This window comes from Pseudomonas putida (assembly GCF_028682395.1).
GTDB lineage: Bacteria > Pseudomonadota > Gammaproteobacteria > Pseudomonadales > Pseudomonadaceae > Aquipseudomonas > Aquipseudomonas putida_AB.
The window spans coordinates 49,428-66,566 of the sequence record NZ_JANHLC010000011.1 but is presented as its reverse complement, the minus strand read 5'-3'; the positions used below and the strand labels follow the sequence as shown (position 1 = coordinate 66,566).

14 protein-coding genes are annotated in these 17,139 nt (G+C 62.6%); 8 read left to right on the top strand and 6 right to left on the bottom strand.

Annotation, left to right across the window (positions count from 1 at the left end; all coding sequences use genetic code 11):
• Positions 1–231: 231 nt before the first annotated feature.
• Positions 232–882 (bottom strand): methyl-accepting chemotaxis protein, encoded by a 651-nt coding sequence (locus NPS46_RS25495; RefSeq protein ID WP_425312777.1) that lies wholly within the window; start codon positions 880–882, stop codon positions 232–234.
• Positions 883–2,575: 1,693 nt separating this feature from the next.
• Here NPS46_RS25495 and NPS46_RS21870 point away from each other — a divergent pair.
• From NPS46_RS21870 to NPS46_RS21860, 3 genes are all read left to right on the top strand, one after another.
• The gene (locus tag NPS46_RS21870) at positions 2,576–3,097 is read left to right on the top strand and encodes an RNA polymerase sigma factor (protein ID WP_274110917.1); all 522 of its coding nucleotides are present in this window, start codon (positions 2,576–2,578) and stop codon (positions 3,095–3,097) included.
• 63 nt (positions 3,098–3,160) lie between these two features.
• Positions 3,161–4,174 carry a FecR family protein gene (locus tag NPS46_RS21865; protein WP_274110915.1) on the top strand — a complete coding sequence of 338 codons (1,014 nt, stop codon included), beginning with the start codon at positions 3,161–3,163 and terminating at the stop codon, positions 4,172–4,174.
• Between the two features lie 129 nt (positions 4,175–4,303).
• Complete coding sequence (locus NPS46_RS21860; protein WP_274110913.1) at positions 4,304–6,982, top strand: TonB-dependent receptor; 2,679 nt, start codon at positions 4,304–4,306, stop codon at positions 6,980–6,982.
• A 56-nt stretch (positions 6,983–7,038) separates the two neighbouring features.
• Here NPS46_RS21860 and trmA read toward each other — a convergent pair whose 3' ends face one another.
• Positions 7,039–8,118: a tRNA (uridine(54)-C5)-methyltransferase TrmA gene (gene trmA / locus NPS46_RS21855; protein WP_274110911.1), complete on the bottom strand. Its 1,080-nt coding sequence runs from the start codon at positions 8,116–8,118 to the stop codon at positions 7,039–7,041.
• Positions 8,115–9,410 carry an NCS2 family permease gene (locus NPS46_RS21850; protein ID WP_274110909.1) on the bottom strand — a complete coding sequence of 432 codons (1,296 nt, stop codon included), beginning with the start codon at positions 9,408–9,410 and terminating at the stop codon, positions 8,115–8,117. Before NPS46_RS21850 ends, trmA begins: the two co-directional genes overlap by 4 nt.
• A 213-nt stretch (positions 9,411–9,623) precedes the next feature.
• Here NPS46_RS21850 and NPS46_RS21845 point away from each other — a divergent pair, with 213 nt between their 5' ends.
• Positions 9,624–10,073, top strand: a complete 450-nt coding sequence (locus NPS46_RS21845; RefSeq protein WP_274110907.1) for a DUF4879 domain-containing protein — start codon at positions 9,624–9,626, stop codon at positions 10,071–10,073.
• A gap of 18 nt (positions 10,074–10,091) precedes the next feature.
• On the opposite strand, the gene NPS46_RS21840 is transcribed toward NPS46_RS21845, so the two are convergent.
• Complete coding sequence (locus NPS46_RS21840) at positions 10,092–11,321, bottom strand: MFS transporter (RefSeq protein ID WP_274110905.1); 1,230 nt, start codon at positions 11,319–11,321, stop codon at positions 10,092–10,094.
• Between the two features lie 391 nt (positions 11,322–11,712).
• Between NPS46_RS21840 and NPS46_RS21835 the strand changes: the two genes are divergently transcribed.
• The 3 genes from NPS46_RS21835 to NPS46_RS21825 all read left to right on the top strand — a co-directional run bounded on the left by NPS46_RS21835 (position 11,713) and on the right by NPS46_RS21825 (position 14,395).
• A complete protein-coding gene (locus NPS46_RS21835; protein WP_274110903.1) occupies positions 11,713–13,152 on the top strand; it encodes a cytochrome ubiquinol oxidase subunit I in 1,440 nt (479 codons plus the stop codon).
• Positions 13,153–13,155: 3 nt separating this feature from the next.
• On the top strand, positions 13,156–14,163 hold the full coding sequence (cydB, locus tag NPS46_RS21830; protein WP_274110901.1) for a cytochrome d ubiquinol oxidase subunit II: 1,008 nt from the start codon (positions 13,156–13,158) through the stop codon (positions 14,161–14,163).
• A gap of 64 nt (positions 14,164–14,227) precedes the next feature.
• The gene (locus tag NPS46_RS21825) at positions 14,228–14,395 is read left to right on the top strand and encodes a DUF2474 domain-containing protein (protein WP_274110899.1); all 168 of its coding nucleotides are present in this window, start codon (positions 14,228–14,230) and stop codon (positions 14,393–14,395) included.
• A 74-nt stretch (positions 14,396–14,469) separates the two neighbouring features.
• Here the strand turns inward: NPS46_RS21825 and NPS46_RS21820 are convergent, their stop codons facing one another.
• The gene (locus NPS46_RS21820; RefSeq protein WP_274110897.1) at positions 14,470–15,594 is read right to left on the bottom strand and encodes a methyltransferase; all 1,125 of its coding nucleotides are present in this window, start codon (positions 15,592–15,594) and stop codon (positions 14,470–14,472) included.
• Between the two features lie 160 nt (positions 15,595–15,754).
• On the opposite strand from NPS46_RS21820, the gene NPS46_RS21815 reads away from it, so the two are divergent.
• Complete coding sequence (locus tag NPS46_RS21815; RefSeq protein ID WP_274110896.1) at positions 15,755–16,531, top strand: ferredoxin--NADP reductase; 777 nt, start codon at positions 15,755–15,757, stop codon at positions 16,529–16,531.
• Positions 16,532–16,610: 79 nt separating this feature from the next.
• Here the strand turns inward: NPS46_RS21815 and mscL are convergent, their stop codons facing one another.
• On the bottom strand, positions 16,611–17,024 hold the full coding sequence (gene mscL / locus NPS46_RS21810; protein WP_274110895.1) for a large-conductance mechanosensitive channel protein MscL: 414 nt from the start codon (positions 17,022–17,024) through the stop codon (positions 16,611–16,613).
• Positions 17,025–17,139 lie beyond the last annotated feature (115 nt).

The following is a 17,139-nucleotide window of genomic DNA, read 5'->3' as shown; positions in this document are numbered from 1 at the left end:
GAGCACGACTGTAGGATTTCACTGCCGAGATGGCAATTTGATGTTGTCGCCGGGATCTATCCTGTGCAGCTGCCGGACCTCGAGGTCTGTGCGGTTGGCCGGGCCGAGGCCGGCGCAAGGATTTACGCGCGCCGGTGGCGGGCTGTTGAATCACGACGCGGCCGGCTTACGCTGCTGACGCACCAAAACGGGTGGCGTGGCGCCGGTGATGCGCCACGCCGGGGCAAAATCCTATGCAGCCGAACGCTGGCTGACCACGCCGCTGACCTCGAACTGGCCGACCAACTTGTGCAGCTTGTTGGCATTAAGGCGCACGGTCTCGGCACTGCTTTGCAGGATCGCCGCCGTTTCACGCATGTCGCTGGAAGACTGATCGACCTGCTGGATGGTCTTGCCACAGTCGCGGCTGCTGGCATTGAGTTGCTGGATAATGCGAAACAGATCGTCCACCGCCTGATGCAATTGCAGGTTTTCCGAAGAGGCTTCCTCGGCCAGGCGCAGGCTGCTGTCGACGTCCTGCACACCGCCTTGCATAAAGGCCACGGCGCGCTGGGTTTCGCCTTGCAGGTCTTCAACCATATGGCGGATATCCTCGGCGGCCAGGGCGGTGCGTGCGGCCAGGGAGCGAACCTCATCGGCCACCACCGCAAAGCCGCGCCCGTGCTCGCCAGCGCGAGCCGCTTCGATGGCCGCGTTGAGGGCCAGCAGGTTGGTCTGCTGGGTAATGGCGCTGATCACCCCGGTAATGCTGCCGATCTGTTCCATCTTGCTGTCGAGCAACTGAACGCTGGAAGAGGAGCGCTGTACCACATCGCGGATCGACTGGGTGCCTTGCTGCACCGATTCGAACTGCTCGCGGGCGCGGCTGACCACGTCTTCCATGGCCTGCTTCATTTGCTCGGCGCTGACCGAGGCTTGCTGTATTTCGCCCAGTTGGCCTTCGACGATAATCATCATCCGATGCACCGCTTGCGCCACTTCCCGGGAGCTGGCATTGGCCTCCTGGCTGCGGCCGAGCATCAGTCGATTGGTGCTGCCGACGCTGTCGCTGGCCTTGATGACATGGCCGACCACGGCGTCGAGGTTGTCGATAAAACTGTTGATCCAGCGGCCCATATCACCGGTTTCATCGTTGGCCATGCGCCCGGTGTCGAGGCGTTGGCGCAGGTTGCCTTCGCCTTCGGCAATGGTCCGGATGACGCCGGTCATTTCATTCAGGCGCCCGGCCAGACGCCTGGGCCCCAGGGCGCCGAACACAAACGCGGCGACCAGCATGCTGCAGGCTTCGACCAGGTCGATCCACTGGGCCGACAGGCCGCTGTAATGACGTATCAGGTAGTTGCTGACAAACAGCGCGGCCATCGTCGCCAGGTACGGGCGCATCAGGCCATAGCTCAGCGAGCGGCGCCGATAGACTTCCTCCAGGTCGGCCTCGCACATCATGCCCCAGCGATCCGGCGAGCCAGGCAGTTGGAAGGTCACGCCCTTGCCGACCACGGGAATGTGCCGATAGTCCGAGTAGCCCGGGTAGGTGACGAACAGGTTCGAGCCTTGGCGAATGGTCTCGCGCACGCCCGGGTGCAACTCCTGGGTGGCGGGGTCGGTAAAGCGCAGTTCCAGTTCGGTATGGCGCTGGATCTGCACGGTTTTCCACGGTGTATGCACGCCGCTCTTGAGGTTTTCACCGTGGGTGAAGGTCGCGTCTTCGAAGCGCGAGCGTGAGAGCGCGACGCCTGGCTGGATGGCCGGATCGAAGCGCGACTGCACCATAAACAGGTAGTTGTCCCCCGATTCGGCGTAGATATGCCCGGCTTCGCGCTGGATCAGGTCGCTCATCACGTCGTTGGGCACGCGCGCGCAAAGGCAGCCCAGCACTTTGCCCGCGGCCTTGAGCGGTTGGTAGAACATGAGCGTCACTTCATCGTGAAAGCGCGAGGAAGAGGGGCCAATCTGCAAGGTCAGGGGGTCGCGATACGGGCCGTGCAGAAACGCGGCCTTCAAGCCTTCGGCCAGGGCCCTGGGCTGGTCGTGGCGGGCGTTGCTGCGGCTGGCCCACGTCGAGGCGAGCACCTGACCGGTTGGGTCGAGGACAAACAGTTCGGAAACGTCCTCGGCCTGGCCCAGCTTTTCCAGCAGGGTTTCGTTGTTCAGGTGGGCGAAGTCGCGCTCAACGACCATGGCCAGTTCGGCCAGGTGCTCCCACTGTTCCTGGGTCCAGTTGTGGAGCAGCTTGACCCGGGTTTCGGCAATGGCTTCGAAGGTCTGCTCGATCACCGGATAGGTTGTGCGGTTGACCCGGCATGCCCAGCCCATGGCCAGTTTGCCGGTCTTGCCGAACCAGGGGAGCCAGCGTTGTTCAGCCGTGGATAGATGCATTGAATTGCTTTTAAGCGACATTCAGATCTCCAACTGCGACATTCAGATGGAAATTTCAAGGCAATATGCAGGCCACTTCACAAGCTTGCTACCGAATTTGGGCATTTCGCCACTACTTATGAATGATTATTAATTGAAAATCATTCTCGATAATAAGTAAGATGGCGCCCCCATTTCCCACCTGCTCCAGGGAGTCGGTTTGTCGGACGCGGATCTCAAAGGGCTGTTTCTCAAGCACGCCAGCGCGCTACGCGGCTATTTGGCGCGCAAGGTGCGCGACCCGCAGTTGGCGGCCGACCTGGTTCAGGAGAGTTTTCTGCGCCTGGCCGAACAGACCCGCAAGGAGCGCATCGACAATACGGCAGGCTACCTCTACCGCACCGCCCGCAATCTGCTGGTCGACCATATTCGCCAGGAGACGCGCCGCAAGACCGACACGGTCAGCCATGACGCCCTGGACGAGATCGAAGATGAGTCGGCAGGCCTGGAAGCGCGGGCCATGGCCGAGCAGCAGCGCATCAGTTTGTTGCAGGCTGTGGCGGAGTTGCCCGAGCGCACGCGGGAGATTTTCCGCCTGAACCGCCTCGAAGGCCTGACCCATGCCGAGGTCGCCCGCCAGTTGGACATTTCCGACAGTTCGGTGCAGAAGCATTTGTCCAAGGCGCTGGCGTATGTGATGCAGCGCTTGCAAGATAGCGCGCCACAGGACCCAGACCCATGAATGACGGTGATGAGCCTGTCCAGACCTCACGATTTCTATCTCACTCGTATTCGAGAGCGCCACGTGGATAGCCAGATTTCCCCGGAGCAGATCATCAGAGAGGCCGCTGCCGAGTGGGCGGTGCGTCTGCACGCGGGGCCGCTGGCGTCGGCCGAGGTGCTTGAGTTGTTGCGCTGGCGTGCTGCTGACCCGCGGCATGAGGCGGCGCTGGCGTTTGCCCGCAGCACGTGGGCGGCGTTGGGCGAACTGGGCGTCGACGCTGACGGGCAAGTTGCGAGTGCGGCCCGCCGTGCTCGCTCGCCAGGGGCGAGGGCGGTACGACCAAGGCGTGCACGACGCCTGTGGCAACGGGCGGCCAGCGCTGCGTTGCTGGTGTTGGTGATCGGTGCCGGCGGGCTCAATGGCCCCGAACTGCTGTTGCGCCTGCAAGCCGATTACCTGGCCGGCAAGGGCGAAGTGCGCCAGGTGCAATTGGCTGACGGCAGCACGGTGGAACTCGACAGCGGCAGTGCCATCAGTCTGGCTTTTACGAACAGTGAACGGCGGATCCGGCTGCTGAACGGGTCGGCTTGTTTCGATGTGGCCCCCATGGGCGAGGGCGAAAACCGGCCGTTTGTGGTCGAGAGTGCAGGCGGGCAGACCCGCGCCCTGGGCACGCGCTTCGTGGTCGGCCGCGAAAGCGCCGAGCAGGCCTGGGTCGGCGTGTTGCAGCACAGTGTGGCGGTCAGTTTGCAGGCCGCCCCCCTGCGCGGCAAAAGCGAACAGCAGCTCGACGAAGGGCAGGGCGCTCGCTACAGCAAGACCGGCGGGGTGCAGGCGCTCAACGACCTTAATCTGCAACGGGCCACCGGTTGGCGCCGTGGCGTGCTGGTGTTCGAGCGCCAGCCCCTGGCCCAGGTGGTCGAGCAACTGAACCGCTATCGCAAGGGGCGGATTGTGCTGGGCGACAGCACCCTGGGCGAGCGTCAGATCAGCGGGGTCTTCCGCCTCGACATGCTCGACAGCGTGGCCGCGACCCTGAGCCAGGAGTTGCAGCTCAAGCACTTCGATCTGGCAGGCCTGAGCCTGATTTATTAGGTGCTGGCGCCAGGCGCCGAGCTATTTGGCCATTAATTTCAAAAAACCTTACTGAGTTCCCCCGGGCAAGGCGTCTTGCTAGTGAGATTCATTCGCATAAGCATTGTCGTCAGTACAGGGATCAGGATCATGTGGGCACGCAGTCGCAAGGGGAATCGAGCCACCAGCCGGTTGGCATTGGCCGTTCATTTGGGCTTAATCAGCGGTTGGCTGACCCTGGCGCCCGCACACGCTGCGCCGGTCATCCGTGAGCAATCGGCGCGCCCGGCCTTCGATATTCCGGCCCAGCCGCTGGACAGCGCGGTGCTGCTGTTCGCCGAGCAGGCCGGGTTACAGGTGTTGTTCGACGGTCAGATGCTCCAGGACCTGCGTGGTATGCCGCTCAAGGGCCGCTTCAGCGCCCAGGAAGGGCTGGCGCGTTTGCTGGGCAGCAACCCGGTCGAATACCGTTTCACGGGTGAGCATCAGGTGACCTTGAGCCGGGTCGCAGCGGAGCATGGATCGGCCCTGGCCCTGGATACCACTTCGGTGTCGGCCGGCAGCACCGAAGGCCGCGGCAGTGATTGGGTCTACCAGGCGCCGCGCTCCGTGGCGGTGATTACCCGCGAGCAGCTCAACCGCAATCCACCGCGCCACGCCGCCGACATGCTGGAAGAAGCGGCCGGGGTGTACTCGGCGGTCAACCAGCAGGACCCAGGGTTGTCGGTGAATATTCGTGGGGTGCAGGACTATGGCCGGGTGAACATGTCGGTCGACGGCATGCGCCAGAACTATCAGCAAAGCGGCCATCAGCAACGCAACGGCACCCTGTACATCGACCCCGAGCTGTTGTCGGGCGTCGAGATTGAAAAGGGTGCGACCTCCACCATGGGCGGTGCCGGGGTGATAGGCGGGATTGCCAATTTTCGCACCGTCGAGGCCCATGACCTGATCAAGCCCGGTGAGGAAATGGGCGGGCGGATTCGCCTGACCACCGGCCTGGGCGGTCGCAGCAACGGCACGCATTTTATCGGCAGCTCTGCTTTCGCCATCGGGACCGAGGTCTGGGACATGCTGGTGGCCGTCAGCGAACGGCACATGGGCGACTACCAACCGGGCACCCGCGGCAGTATCGGCGAGCTGCGCACCGGGAGCTGGATGGACCCCGCGATTGCGGATCGGGTCAAGGAGTCACCGGTGTCTTACTCCGGGTCGCTGATGCGCTCGCGCCTGGTCAAGCTGGGGCTCAACCTGCCCGAGGATCAGCGCCTACAACTGAGCTACCTGACCACCGAAGTGTCCTACGACGACGCCAATATGATGAGCACCGAAAACGCGGTGCTCTGGGACAAGCTGGGCAGCAGCAAGGTCCGCGCGCAGAACATCGCCCTCGACTACAGCTACCGCCCGGACAACCCGCTGATCGACTTCAAGGCCAAGCTCTACTTTGTCGACAATCGCAACGACCAGACCACCCTGCGTCGACGCAGCAACCCCGGTTACGACATTACCTACCAGACCGACACCTATGGCGCCCAGGCGCAGAATACCTCGACCTTTGCCCTGGGCGAGGCGTCGACGATCAAGGCCAACTACGGGCTGGAGTTCTTCTACGACAAGGTGCGCCCCGACTCCAACCAGGCGGTGGCGGCGGGCTCGGCGGTGACGGCTTCGGCCTCGGAAAGCATGACCCCCGAGGGGGATCGGGCCATGGCCAGTCTGTTTACGCGCCTGGACTACGACTACGACGACTGGCTGAACCTCAATGCGGGGCTGCGCTATGACCGTTATCGACTGACCGGCGAGACGGGGTTCAACATCCGCACCTTCATTATCGGCAAGACGCCCACGCAGACTTCGGTGCCACTGAACTTCGACATCGAGCGCGAAGAAGGCCATTTCTCGCCCACCTTTGGCCTGTCGGTCAAGCCGGGACTGGACTGGCTGCAATTGTTCGTCACCTACGGCAAGGGCTGGCGCCCGCCCGCCGTGACGGAAACCATGATTGCCGGGCGTCCCCACGGCGGCGGGGCAGAGAGCATGTTCCCCAATCCGTTCCTCAAGCCGGAGACCTCCACGGCCTGGGAGGCGGGGGTCAATATCCTCAAGGAGAACCTGCTGTTTGCCGATGACCGCCTGGGCGCCAAGGTGGCGTACTTTGACACCCGCGTCGATGACTTCATCTTCATGACCATGGGCGTGCGGCCGCCGGGCTATGGCATGGCCAGCATCGGCAACAGTGCCTACGTCAACAACCTGGAGCAGACCCGGTTCCGGGGTGTCGAGTACCAGCTCGACTACGATGCGGGTGGCGCTTATGGCCAGTTGGCCTACACCCATATGATCGGCGCCAACAACTTCTGTTCCAAGACGGCCTGGCTGGGCGGTGTGACCGATCCGGTCAAAGACGCCCCCGGGCGAACCGGCATTGTGATCGGCATGGCCCCCAACGAGGCGGCCAACGGGTACACCCACTGCAGTGCAATCCTGGGCTCGGCCGAGCATATGCCCATGGACCGTGGCACCTTGACGCTGGGGGCGCGCTTCTTCGACCGTCGGCTGGATATTGGCGGCCGTGCGCGCTACAGCGCCGGCTTTGCGCAGCAACACGAGACCAACAAGGGGATCAGCAGCGTGTACCCCGCCGACTGGAAACCGTACACCGTCTATGACCTGTACGGCAGCTATCGGGCTACCGATGACCTGACCCTGCGCCTGGCCATGGAAAACGTCGGGAACCGCGCCTATCTGGTGCCGCTGGGGGATGTGCTGTCCTTTACCCTCGGCCGTGGCCGGACTTTGCAGGGCACGGTGGAATATCGGTTTTGACGCCGGGCTATCGTCCCAACCTTGCAGGCGCGGGCAGGCGCCTGCAAAGGCGGGGGTTAGCGGCGGGTCAGCAACACCCCGGATTCCATATGGTGGGTCCACGGGAACTGGTCAAACAGGGCGCAGCGTTCGATGCGGTGGGTATCGTGCAGTTGCGCGATATTCGCCGCCAGTGTCTCGGGGTTGCAGGAGATGTACAGGATGTTGTCGAAGCGCCGGGTCAGCTCGCAGGTGTCCGGATCCATACCGGCGCGCGGCGGGTCGACAAAGACGCTGCCAAACTCATAGCTCTTGAGGTCGACGCCGTGTAGGCGACGGAACGGGCGAACCTCGTTCAGGGCCTCGGTCAATTCTTCGGCGGACAGGCGCACCAGCGTCACGTTGTCGATGGCGTTTTCCGCCAGATTGCTTAGCGCGGCATTGACCGAGGTCTTGCTGATCTCGGTGGCCAGAACCTTGCGTACCCGGGTCGCCAGCGGCAGCGTGAAGTTGCCGTTGCCGCAATACAGCTCGAGCAGATCGTGCGGACGCTCACCCAGGGCCTCATAGGCCCAGTTAAGCATTTTCTGGTTCACGGTGCCGTTGGGCTGGGTAAAGGCGCCTTCGGGCTGGCGATAGCTGAAGGTGCGCCCGCCAACCTCGAGTTTCTCCACCACATAATCCTGGCCGATCACATGGCGCTTGCCCTTGGAGCGCCCGATCACGCTGACCTGCAAGTCGCTGGCCAGTTGCTCGGCAGCCGCCTGCCAATGCGCGTCGAGAGGGCGGTGATAGCACAGGGTGATCATCGCGTCGCCGGCCAGAGTGGTCAGGAACTCGACCTGGAACAGCTTGAAGCTCAGGGCGGCGCTGGCCTGCCAGGCAGCCTTGAGCTGCGGCATCAACTGGTTGATGCGCTGGCTGGCGATGGGGAAATCTTCGATCAGGATCGGCGTGCGCTTGTCGTCCTGGGAAAACATCGCGTAGTGGCGTTGGCCCTCTTCACGCCACAGGCGGAATTCGGCGCGCAGCCGGAAGTGCTCCAGGGGCGAGTCGAAGACCTGCGGCTCTGGCGCGTCGAAGGGCGCGAGCAGATCGCGCAGGCGCGCGACCTTGTCGTCGAGTTGTGCGGTGTAGGCGGCGGAATCGAAAGTCATGCGTTGAACCAACCCAGCTTGATCACAAACAGAATCGACAGAATCACCAGCGCCGGGTTCAGCTCACGGCCACGGCCGGACAGCAGCTTGATGGCGGTCCAGGCGATAAAGCCGAACGCGATGCCATTGGCGATGGAGTAGGTAAACGGCATCGCCAGGGCGGTAATCACCACGGGGGCGGCCACGGTAATGTCGTCCCAGTCGATTTCGGCCAGTCCGGAGGTCATCAGCACCGCCACGAACAACAGGGCCGGTGCGGTGGCGAAGGCCGGGACGCTGCTGGCCAGCGGGGCGAAAAACAGCGCCAGCAGAAACAGCACGGCGACCACGATGGCGGTCAGACCGGTCCGCCCGCCAGCGCTGACGCCAGCGGCTGATTCGATGTAGCTGGTGGTGGTCGAGGTGCCCAGCAGCGAACCGGCCATGGCCGCGGTGCTGTCGGCGATCAGCGCCCGGCCCATTTTCGGCATATGACCGTCCTTGCCCATCAACCCGGCTCGCTTGGCGACGCCGATCAGGGTGCCGGAGTTGTCGAACAGGTCGACGAACAGGAAGGCGAAGATCACGCTGACCAGGCCGATATCCAGAGCGCCCTTGATATCCAGTTGCAGGAAGGTCGGGGCCAGGGAAGGTGGCATCGAGACCACACCGCCAAACGGCGTGAAGCCCAGCGCGATCGAAACGATGGTCACCGACAGGATGCCGATCAGCACCGCGCCGCGCACTTTCAGGGCTTCGAGGGCGACGATCAGGGCAAAGCCGAGGGTCGCGAGGATCGGGGCCGGCTGCTTCAGGTCGCCCAGGCCGACCATGGTCGCCGGGTTGCTGACCACGATACCGGCGTTATGCAGGGCAATCAGCGCCAGGAACAGGCCGATGCCCGCGGCAATGGCCGAGCGCAGGGGGAGGGGGATGCTGTTGATGATCCACTCGCGGATCTTGAAGATCGACAGCATGAAGAACAGTACGGCGGAGATAAAAACCGCGCCGAGGGCAACCTGCCAGGTGTGGCCCATATGCAGGACCACGGTGTAGGTAAAGAAGGCATTGAGGCCCATGCCCGGTGCCAGGGCAATCGGGTAGTTGGCGATCAGGCCCATCACGGCTGAGCCAATGGCCGCCGCCAGGCAGGTGGCGACAAATACCGCACCTTTGTCCATGCCGGTTTCGCCGAGGATGCTCGGGTTGACGAACAGGATGTAGGCCATGGCCAGGAAGGTGGTGATACCCGCGAGGATCTCGGTGCGGATATTGGTGTTGTGTGCCTTGAGTTGAAACAGCCTTTCCAGCATGCCTGCTCCCCGTGGCGCGCCTGGCGCCGTGAATGTATCGACTTCAACAGCAAAGCACAGGCCTGGAAATGGCCTGCAATATTTCTGTGTGTCGGAAAAAGCCGCGCATCATACCAGCAGCGCCTGCTGCTGGCTGCTGCTATGGGTCAGGCCCGGCAGTGTTTTGTCTATTGGGTGCCTAAGGCATACTGCCGGCTGTTTTGGGGGGTAATGATGAACAACCGTGCAAAAGCATTGATCCTGAGCCTTGGCCTGGCCGCTACCGGCCTTTACGCCACCGCGGCACTGGCCCGTTCCGCGCCGCCGCTGACCAAGGTCGAAATTCTTAAAGTGATTTCCCCAGCCTGCGGGATGGAGGACGTTGCCGATGGCCGGGCCCAGACCCTGTGCAACCATGGTGGCGGCTCGGTGAAGGTCTATGTGCTGGAAATCGGCCTGGGTCGCGAACCCTTTGCCGCGCTGGACGGTTTTGCGGTCGAAGGGACGCGGGCACCGGTGTGCCAGAACGGCACCGCGCTATTGGTGTGCGAGGGCAGCGGGATTACCGTTGGCCATGTCTACACCTTCGACCTGGCCGGCAAGGACGAAGGCACCTTTGTCTTTCGCAACACCTCGATCAATGCCCCGGGCAATACCCTGCAGACTCAAATCTATATCAAGTAATCCAGCCGCCGAGCGGCTTCAGGGCGGCGGCGGTTCGTGCATGCGGTCGCGATTGGCCAGGCTTGGGAACAGCTTGATCCACACGCCCGTCACCACCAGCGTGCCGATCCCGCCCAGCACCACGGCCGGCACCGTGCCAAGCCAGTGGGCGGTGACCCCGGATTCGAATTCGCCCAACTGGTTCGAGGCGCCGATAAACAATCCGTTTACGGCACTGACCCGGCCGCGCATTTCGTCCGGGGTTTCCAGTTGTACAAACGAGGCGCGGATCACCATGCTGATCATGTCTGCCGCGCCGAGTACCACCAACACGGCCAGGGAAAACCAGAACGAGGTCGACAGGCCGAAGGCGATGGTTGCCACGCCAAACACCCCGACGGCCGTGAACATGACCCGCCCGACCTTGCGTTCCACGGCAAAACGCGCCAACCACAGCGACATCAGCAGGGCGCCGACGGCCGGTGCCGAACGCAGCAGGCCCAGGCCCCAGGGGCCGGTCAGCAGGATATCCCTGGCAAACACCGGCAAGAGCGCGGTGGCGCCCCCCAGCAGCACCGCAAACAGGTCCAGGGAAATCGCCCCGAGAATGTCCGGCCGGCTGCGAATAAAACGAATCCCGGCCAGGAGCGAGTCCAGTGTCGCCTTACCCTTGTTCAGCGGCGTCTGGCGAGCGGGTAGGTTGAGCATCAACAGGCTGGCGACCCCATACAGCACGACCGCCGGCCCGTAGACCCAGACACTGCCAAAGGCATAGAGCAGCCCGCCCAGGGCCGGGGCGACGATGGTCGCTGACTGCTGGGCCGACTGTGCCGCAGCCACGGCTCGGGGGAATAGCGCGGCCGGTACGATGCTCGGCAGCAGCGCCTGGGTGGTCGGCATCTCGAACGAACGTGAGGCGCCGAGCAGGAACGCGAGGATAAAGATCAGCTCGCGGCTGACGTTGTTGGTGCTGCTGCCGATCACCAGGGCCAGGGCGATCAGCGCCTGTAGCGACTGGCAGAGTGCGGCCACTTTGCGTCGATCATAACGATCGGCGACATGCCCGGTGTGCAGCATGAACAGCACGCGCGGGGCGAACTCCACCAGGCCGACCAGGCCCAGATCCAGCACGTTGCCGGTCAACTGATAGAGGTTCCAGCCAATGGCCACGGTGAGCATCTGAAAGGCGCTGGCAGTAAAGATGCGGGCCAGCCAGAACGCCAGGAAAGGGCGGTGATGGCGCAACAGCAACGGGGCTTGGGTCGACATTGGCGGGGCAGTTTCGGCGGTAAAAACCGAGATTATCATTCATGAGTAACAAGATGTTGCTTGGCTGCCTAATTAACTTATCCGAGCTTTTCAGGAGGCAATGTGTTGGTAATTTTTTCGCCCTCGGGTCATTGACGTGCTGGCGAGCAAGTGCGCTTCTGCCCAGGGGCAATGAGGGGGAACGCGTGAGACAACCTGTCACGCGACAAAAGACCACACAATCGAGCGGCGAGAATGGGACTACTCTTTGATCGTTGATTGATCCAGATCAATACCGCGTAGTGTGAGCATTTAAAAAGAACGAATCCGAATTCGCCGTACTCCATATCCGTGGGCACTGTGGATGCTGGCCTGGCGCCGGTAGCCGGTACTACCTGACAGAGGAAGACTTATGTTCGGTTTGGAGGCGCTTGATCTCGCCCGAATCCAGTTCGCGTTCACCATCTCGTTCCATATTCTGTTCCCGGCCATCACCATCGGCCTGGCCAGTTACCTGGCGGTGCTCGAAGGGCTGTGGCTCAAGACCCGCGACGACACCTATCGCGATCTCTACCACTTCTGGTCGAAGGTCTTTGCCGTCAACTTCGGCATGGGCGTGGTCTCGGGGCTGGTCATGGCGTACCAGTTCGGCACCAACTGGAGCCGTTTCTCTGACTTCGCCGGCGCGGTCACCGGGCCGCTGCTGACCTACGAAGTGCTCACCGCCTTCTTCCTCGAAGCCGGTTTCCTGGGCGTGATGCTGTTTGGCTGGAACAAGGTCGGCCGTGGACTGCACTTCTTCTCGACGGTGATGGTGGCCGTCGGCACGTTGATCTCGACCTTCTGGATCCTGGCCTCCAACAGCTGGATGCAGACGCCCCAAGGCTTTGAAATCATCGATGGTCGGGTGATTCCGGTGGACTGGCTGGCGGTCATCTTCAACCCCTCCTTCCCCTATCGCCTGGCACACATGGCCACTGCGGCCTTTGTCGCGACGGCCTTCTTTGTGGGTGCATCGGCGGCCTGGCACCTGCTGCGCGGGCGCGATAACCCGGCGATCCGCCGGATGTTGTCGATGGCCATGTGGATGGCGCTGATCGTGGCGCCGATCCAGGCGGTGATCGGCGACTTCCACGGGCTCAACACCCTCAAGCACCAGCCGGCGAAAATCGCCGCCATCGAAGGCCACTGGGAAAACCACGGCAATGAACCGACGCCGCTGATTCTGTTCGGGTGGCCGGACATGCAGGCCGAGAAGACCCGCTTTGCCGTGGAAATCCCCTACCTGGGCAGCCTGATCCTGACCCACTCCCTGGATAAACAGGTGCCGGCGCTCAAGGAGTTCCCGCCCGAGGACCGGCCGAATTCGACCATTGTCTTCTGGTCGTTCCGGATCATGGTCGGCCTGGGCATGCTGATGATCTTCACGGGGCTCTGGAGCCTGTGGCTGCGCAAACGCGACCGGCTCTACCAGTCCCGCCCGTTCCTGTACCTGACGTTGTGGATGGGCCCTTCGGGACTGATCGCGATTCTCGCCGGCTGGTTTACCACCGAGGTCGGGCGCCAGCCGTGGGTGGTCTATGGGCTGATGCGTACGGCGGATGCTTCATCGGGCCATAGCGTTATGCAGATGAGCATTACCCTCGCGCTGTTTGTCGTGGTGTATTTCTCGCTGTTCGGTGTGGGCCTGGGCTACATGATGCGCCTGGTGCGCAAGGGGCCGGTCACCAACGAAGGGGCCGAACCGAGCCATGGCGGTCCGGGCCAGCAACGGACACCGGCACGGCCATTGTCGGCGGCTGACGACAGCAGCGATGCCGATCACGGCGATCACCTGAACAAGGGGAAATGAGACATGGGTATCGATCTTCCGCTGATCTGGGCCGTGATCATCATCTTCGGCATCATGATGTACGTGGTCATGGACGGCTTCGACCTGGGCATCGGCATTCTCTTTCCCTTCGTCAAGGGGGAGCGCGACCGCGATGTGATGATGAACACCGTGGCCCCGGTCTGGGACGGCAACGAGACCTGGCTGGTGCTGGGCGGCGCGGCGCTGTTCGGGGCCTTCCCGCTGGCCTATTCGGTGGTGCTCTCGGCCCTTTACCTGCCGCTGATCCTGATGCTGATCGGGCTGATCTTCCGGGGCGTGGCCTTCGAGTTCCGCTTCAAGGCCAAGGATGACAAGCGGCATATCTGGGACAAGGCCTTTATTGGCGGTTCGTTGACCGCCACCTTCTTCCAGGGGGTGGCGCTGGGGGCGTTTATCGACGGTATTCCGGTGGTCGAGCGCCAGTTCGCCGGCGGCTCCCTGGACTGGCTGACACCCTTTACGTTGTTCTGTGGCCTGGCGCTGGTGGTGGCTTATGCGTTGCTGGGCTGTACCTGGTTGATCATGAAGACCGAAGGCCGGCTGCAACAGCAGATGCATGATCTGGCCCGGCCCCTGGCTTTGGTGGTATTGGGTGTGATCGGCGTGGTCAGTATCTGGACCCCGCTGGCCCATGCCGAGATTGCCGCCCGCTGGTTTACCCTGCCGAACCTGTTCTGGTTCCTGCCGGTGCCGATCCTGGTGCTGGTGACCCTCTACGGGCTGCTTCGCGCGGTGGCGCGCAACGCCCATTACACGCCGTTTTTGCTGACGCTGGTGCTGATTTTCCTGGGGTATAGCGGCCTGGGTATCAGCCTCTGGCCGAATATCGTGCCGCCGTCCATCTCGATCTGGGACGCTGCCGCACCGCCACAGAGCCAGGGCTTTATGCTGGTCGGTACCTTGTTCATCATCCCGTTTATCCTGGGGTACACCTTCTGGAGCTACTACGTGTTCCGTGGCAAGGTGACCCACGACGACGGCTACCACTAACCCGCTGCGCACCATGTCCGTAGAAGCGAGCGCACACGTGAGCTTGTTAAACAGGAGAGCCCGGATGTCTGGTAAAAACCACCTGCACGACCTGGAGCAGGCCGAAAAGAAACCGCTCTGGCAGCGCCTGGGTTGGCTGGCGCTGATCTGGACGGGCAGTGTGCTGGCGCTGTTTATCGTGGCCAGTCTGATGCGTGTGTTTATGAATGCCGCCGGGCTCAGTACCCACTGAACTGGCGCCCACGACTTCCCATCCCGTTGCCTTGCGGCACGGTTTCAAACCCTCTTCGGAGGGTTTTTTTTGCGCTATTTGCGGGCTTTGAGAATCACGAACTTGGGCGTCGCCGCCACTTGCTCGACACCCCGGAACAGGCGGGCGAGCTTGCTGTGGTAACCCAGGTGACGATTGCCGACGATGTACAGCGCCCCGCCGATCACCAACGCTTCACGAGCCTGCTGGAACATGCGCCAGGCCAGGAAGTCGCCGACCACCTGCTGTTGGTGGAAGGGTGGATTGCACAGCACCACGTCCAGGGATTGGGGCTCCTGGCCCGCCAGGCCATCACCGGCGCGCACCACTACCTCGCGCTCACCCAGGGCTGCCTGCCAGTTCTCGCGAGCGGACTGTACGGCCATAAAAGACTCGTCCACCAAGGTGTAGTGGGCCTCGGGGTTGTGCAGGGCACTGGCAATGGCCAACACCCCATTGCCGCATCCCAGGTCCGCGACCCGGGCGCTGCCCAGATTGCCCGGCAAGTGCGGTAGAAACGCCCGCGTGCCGATATCCAAACCTTCGCGACAGAACACATTGGCGTGGTTCAGCAACTCGATAGGTGGCTGATCGAGGCGGTAGCGGGTCGGATAAGGCGAAATCGCCGGCGGCTTGGCTTCGGGGGTAGCGATCAGCAGCCGGGCCTTTTTCAGCGCCAGCGATGCCTGGACCGGACCGATGTAGCGATCGAGCAAATCCCCGGCGGCCCGTGGCAGATGCTTGATCATCGCCCCGGCAATGACTTGGGCGCCCGGCGCCAGTTGACCTTGCAGGCGAATCAGTTGCTCTTCGAGCAGGGCCAGGGTCTTTGGAGCGCGGATCAGTACCCGATCAAAGGGCCCGGCCGGCACGCTGCTGGCGGGCACCCAGGGCACCGCGTCGAAGGTCCGGCCATTGCGCACCAGGTTTTTCTCCAGCCCCTGGATCGCCAGGAACGAGTCGCTGCTGCTGGTCACCTGGACCCGCCCGGCCAGGCTTGCGGCCAGTGCACCAAAGCTGTCGTTGAGCACCAGCACCCGGCAATCGGCCGGCAGATCCTGTTGCGCCAGATGGCTGAGCAGATACTCATCGGCGGCGTCGAAAGCCTGCAGGGGCTCGTTGGCCTGTTCGGGCTGGCGGATCAGGTCGAGCTGGGCAAAGGGGCTGTCGAGCAGGGGCATGGTGCGGAAACTCTGGGTGCAGGCGGGGCGGGGATTTTACGGCTTTTTGCCGCAGATTACTTGCCCGTGCGTGCGTGGCGGGCAATACCACTACATTGTGGCGGTATTTCTTGGCCCGGCTTTGCGGGACACTAGGCGTATTCCTCCACTGGAGCGCCCCATGACTGCCAGCGCCGAAAAATTTACCCGTCAGACCCTGCTCGATGTCCGCCCCCTGACGTCCAGCCTGTTTACCTTGCGCACCACCCGCGATGCCGGTTTCCGTTTCCGTGCCGGACAGTTCGCACGACTGGGCGTGACCAAGGCCGATGGCAGCACCGTGTGGCGGGCGTATTCGATGGTCTCTTCGCCGTTTGACGAGTTTCTTGAATTCTTCTCTATCGTTGTGCCGGGCGGCGAGTTCACCAGCGAGCTGAGTCGCCTGCAAGTGGGCGATACCTTGCTCGTCGAGCGCCAGGCGTTTGGTTACCTGACCCTGGATCGCTTTGTCGACGGGCGTGATCTCTGGCTGTTATCCACAGGCACCGGCCTGGCGCCGTTTCTGTCGATCCTGCAGGACTTCGAGGTCTGGGAAAAATTCGAGCGGATCATTCTGGTCTACAGCGTGCGCGAGGCCCGGGAGCTGGCGTATCAGGAACTGATTGCGGGCCTGGGGCAACGTGACTACCTGGCCGAGTATGCGCACAAGCTGCAATTTATCCCCACGGTGACCCGCGAGCAGCATCCTGGCGCCTTGAATGGGCGAATCACCCAATTGATCGAGAATGGCGAGTTGGAGCGCGCAGCGGGCCTGGCGCTGACGCCGGAGCATTCACGGGTGATGTTGTGCGGCAATCCGCAGATGGTCGATGACACGCGTCAGATCCTCAAGCAGCGCGGGATGAACCTGAGCCTGAGTCGTCGGCCGGGACAGGTGGCGGTGGAGACCTACTGGTAGACCGGTAGATACCGGCTCGCGTCGATGTCGGATAACCCAAAGCATTTGGAACAGCGCCCGTTGACGGGCGCTGTTTGCATCAGGGCTTGTTGTTCTGGGCCTTGAGCAGGTCGCGGATTTCGCTCAGCAGCTCTTCTTCCTTGGTCGGTACCGGTGGCAGGGACGGGGCCACGGCCTCTTCACGCTTCAGGCGGTTGATTGCCTTGACGCCCATAAAGATCGCAAACGCCACGATCACGAAGTCGATAATGCTCTGGATAAACTTGCCGTACGCCAGCACCACCGCCGGCGCGTCAGTCGTGGCGGCCTTGAGCGTGACCGCAAGATCACCAAAGTCCACCCCGCCAATCAGCAGGCCGATAGGCGGCATGATTACGTCGCCCACAAACGAAGAGACGATCTTGCCGAACGCCGCACCAATAATGATACCCACGGCCATGTCGACCACATTGCCTTTGACCGCGAAGGCCTTGAATTCACTAAGCACGCCCATAGGTTATTCCTTGTTACAGATGAGGTTGGTGTCCGCAGTGTAATAGAGGCACGCCGATCCTGCATGGAGGCGTCTGCGCTGCGTCTGCTGGAATCGACCCGCGGGTTGGCGATTA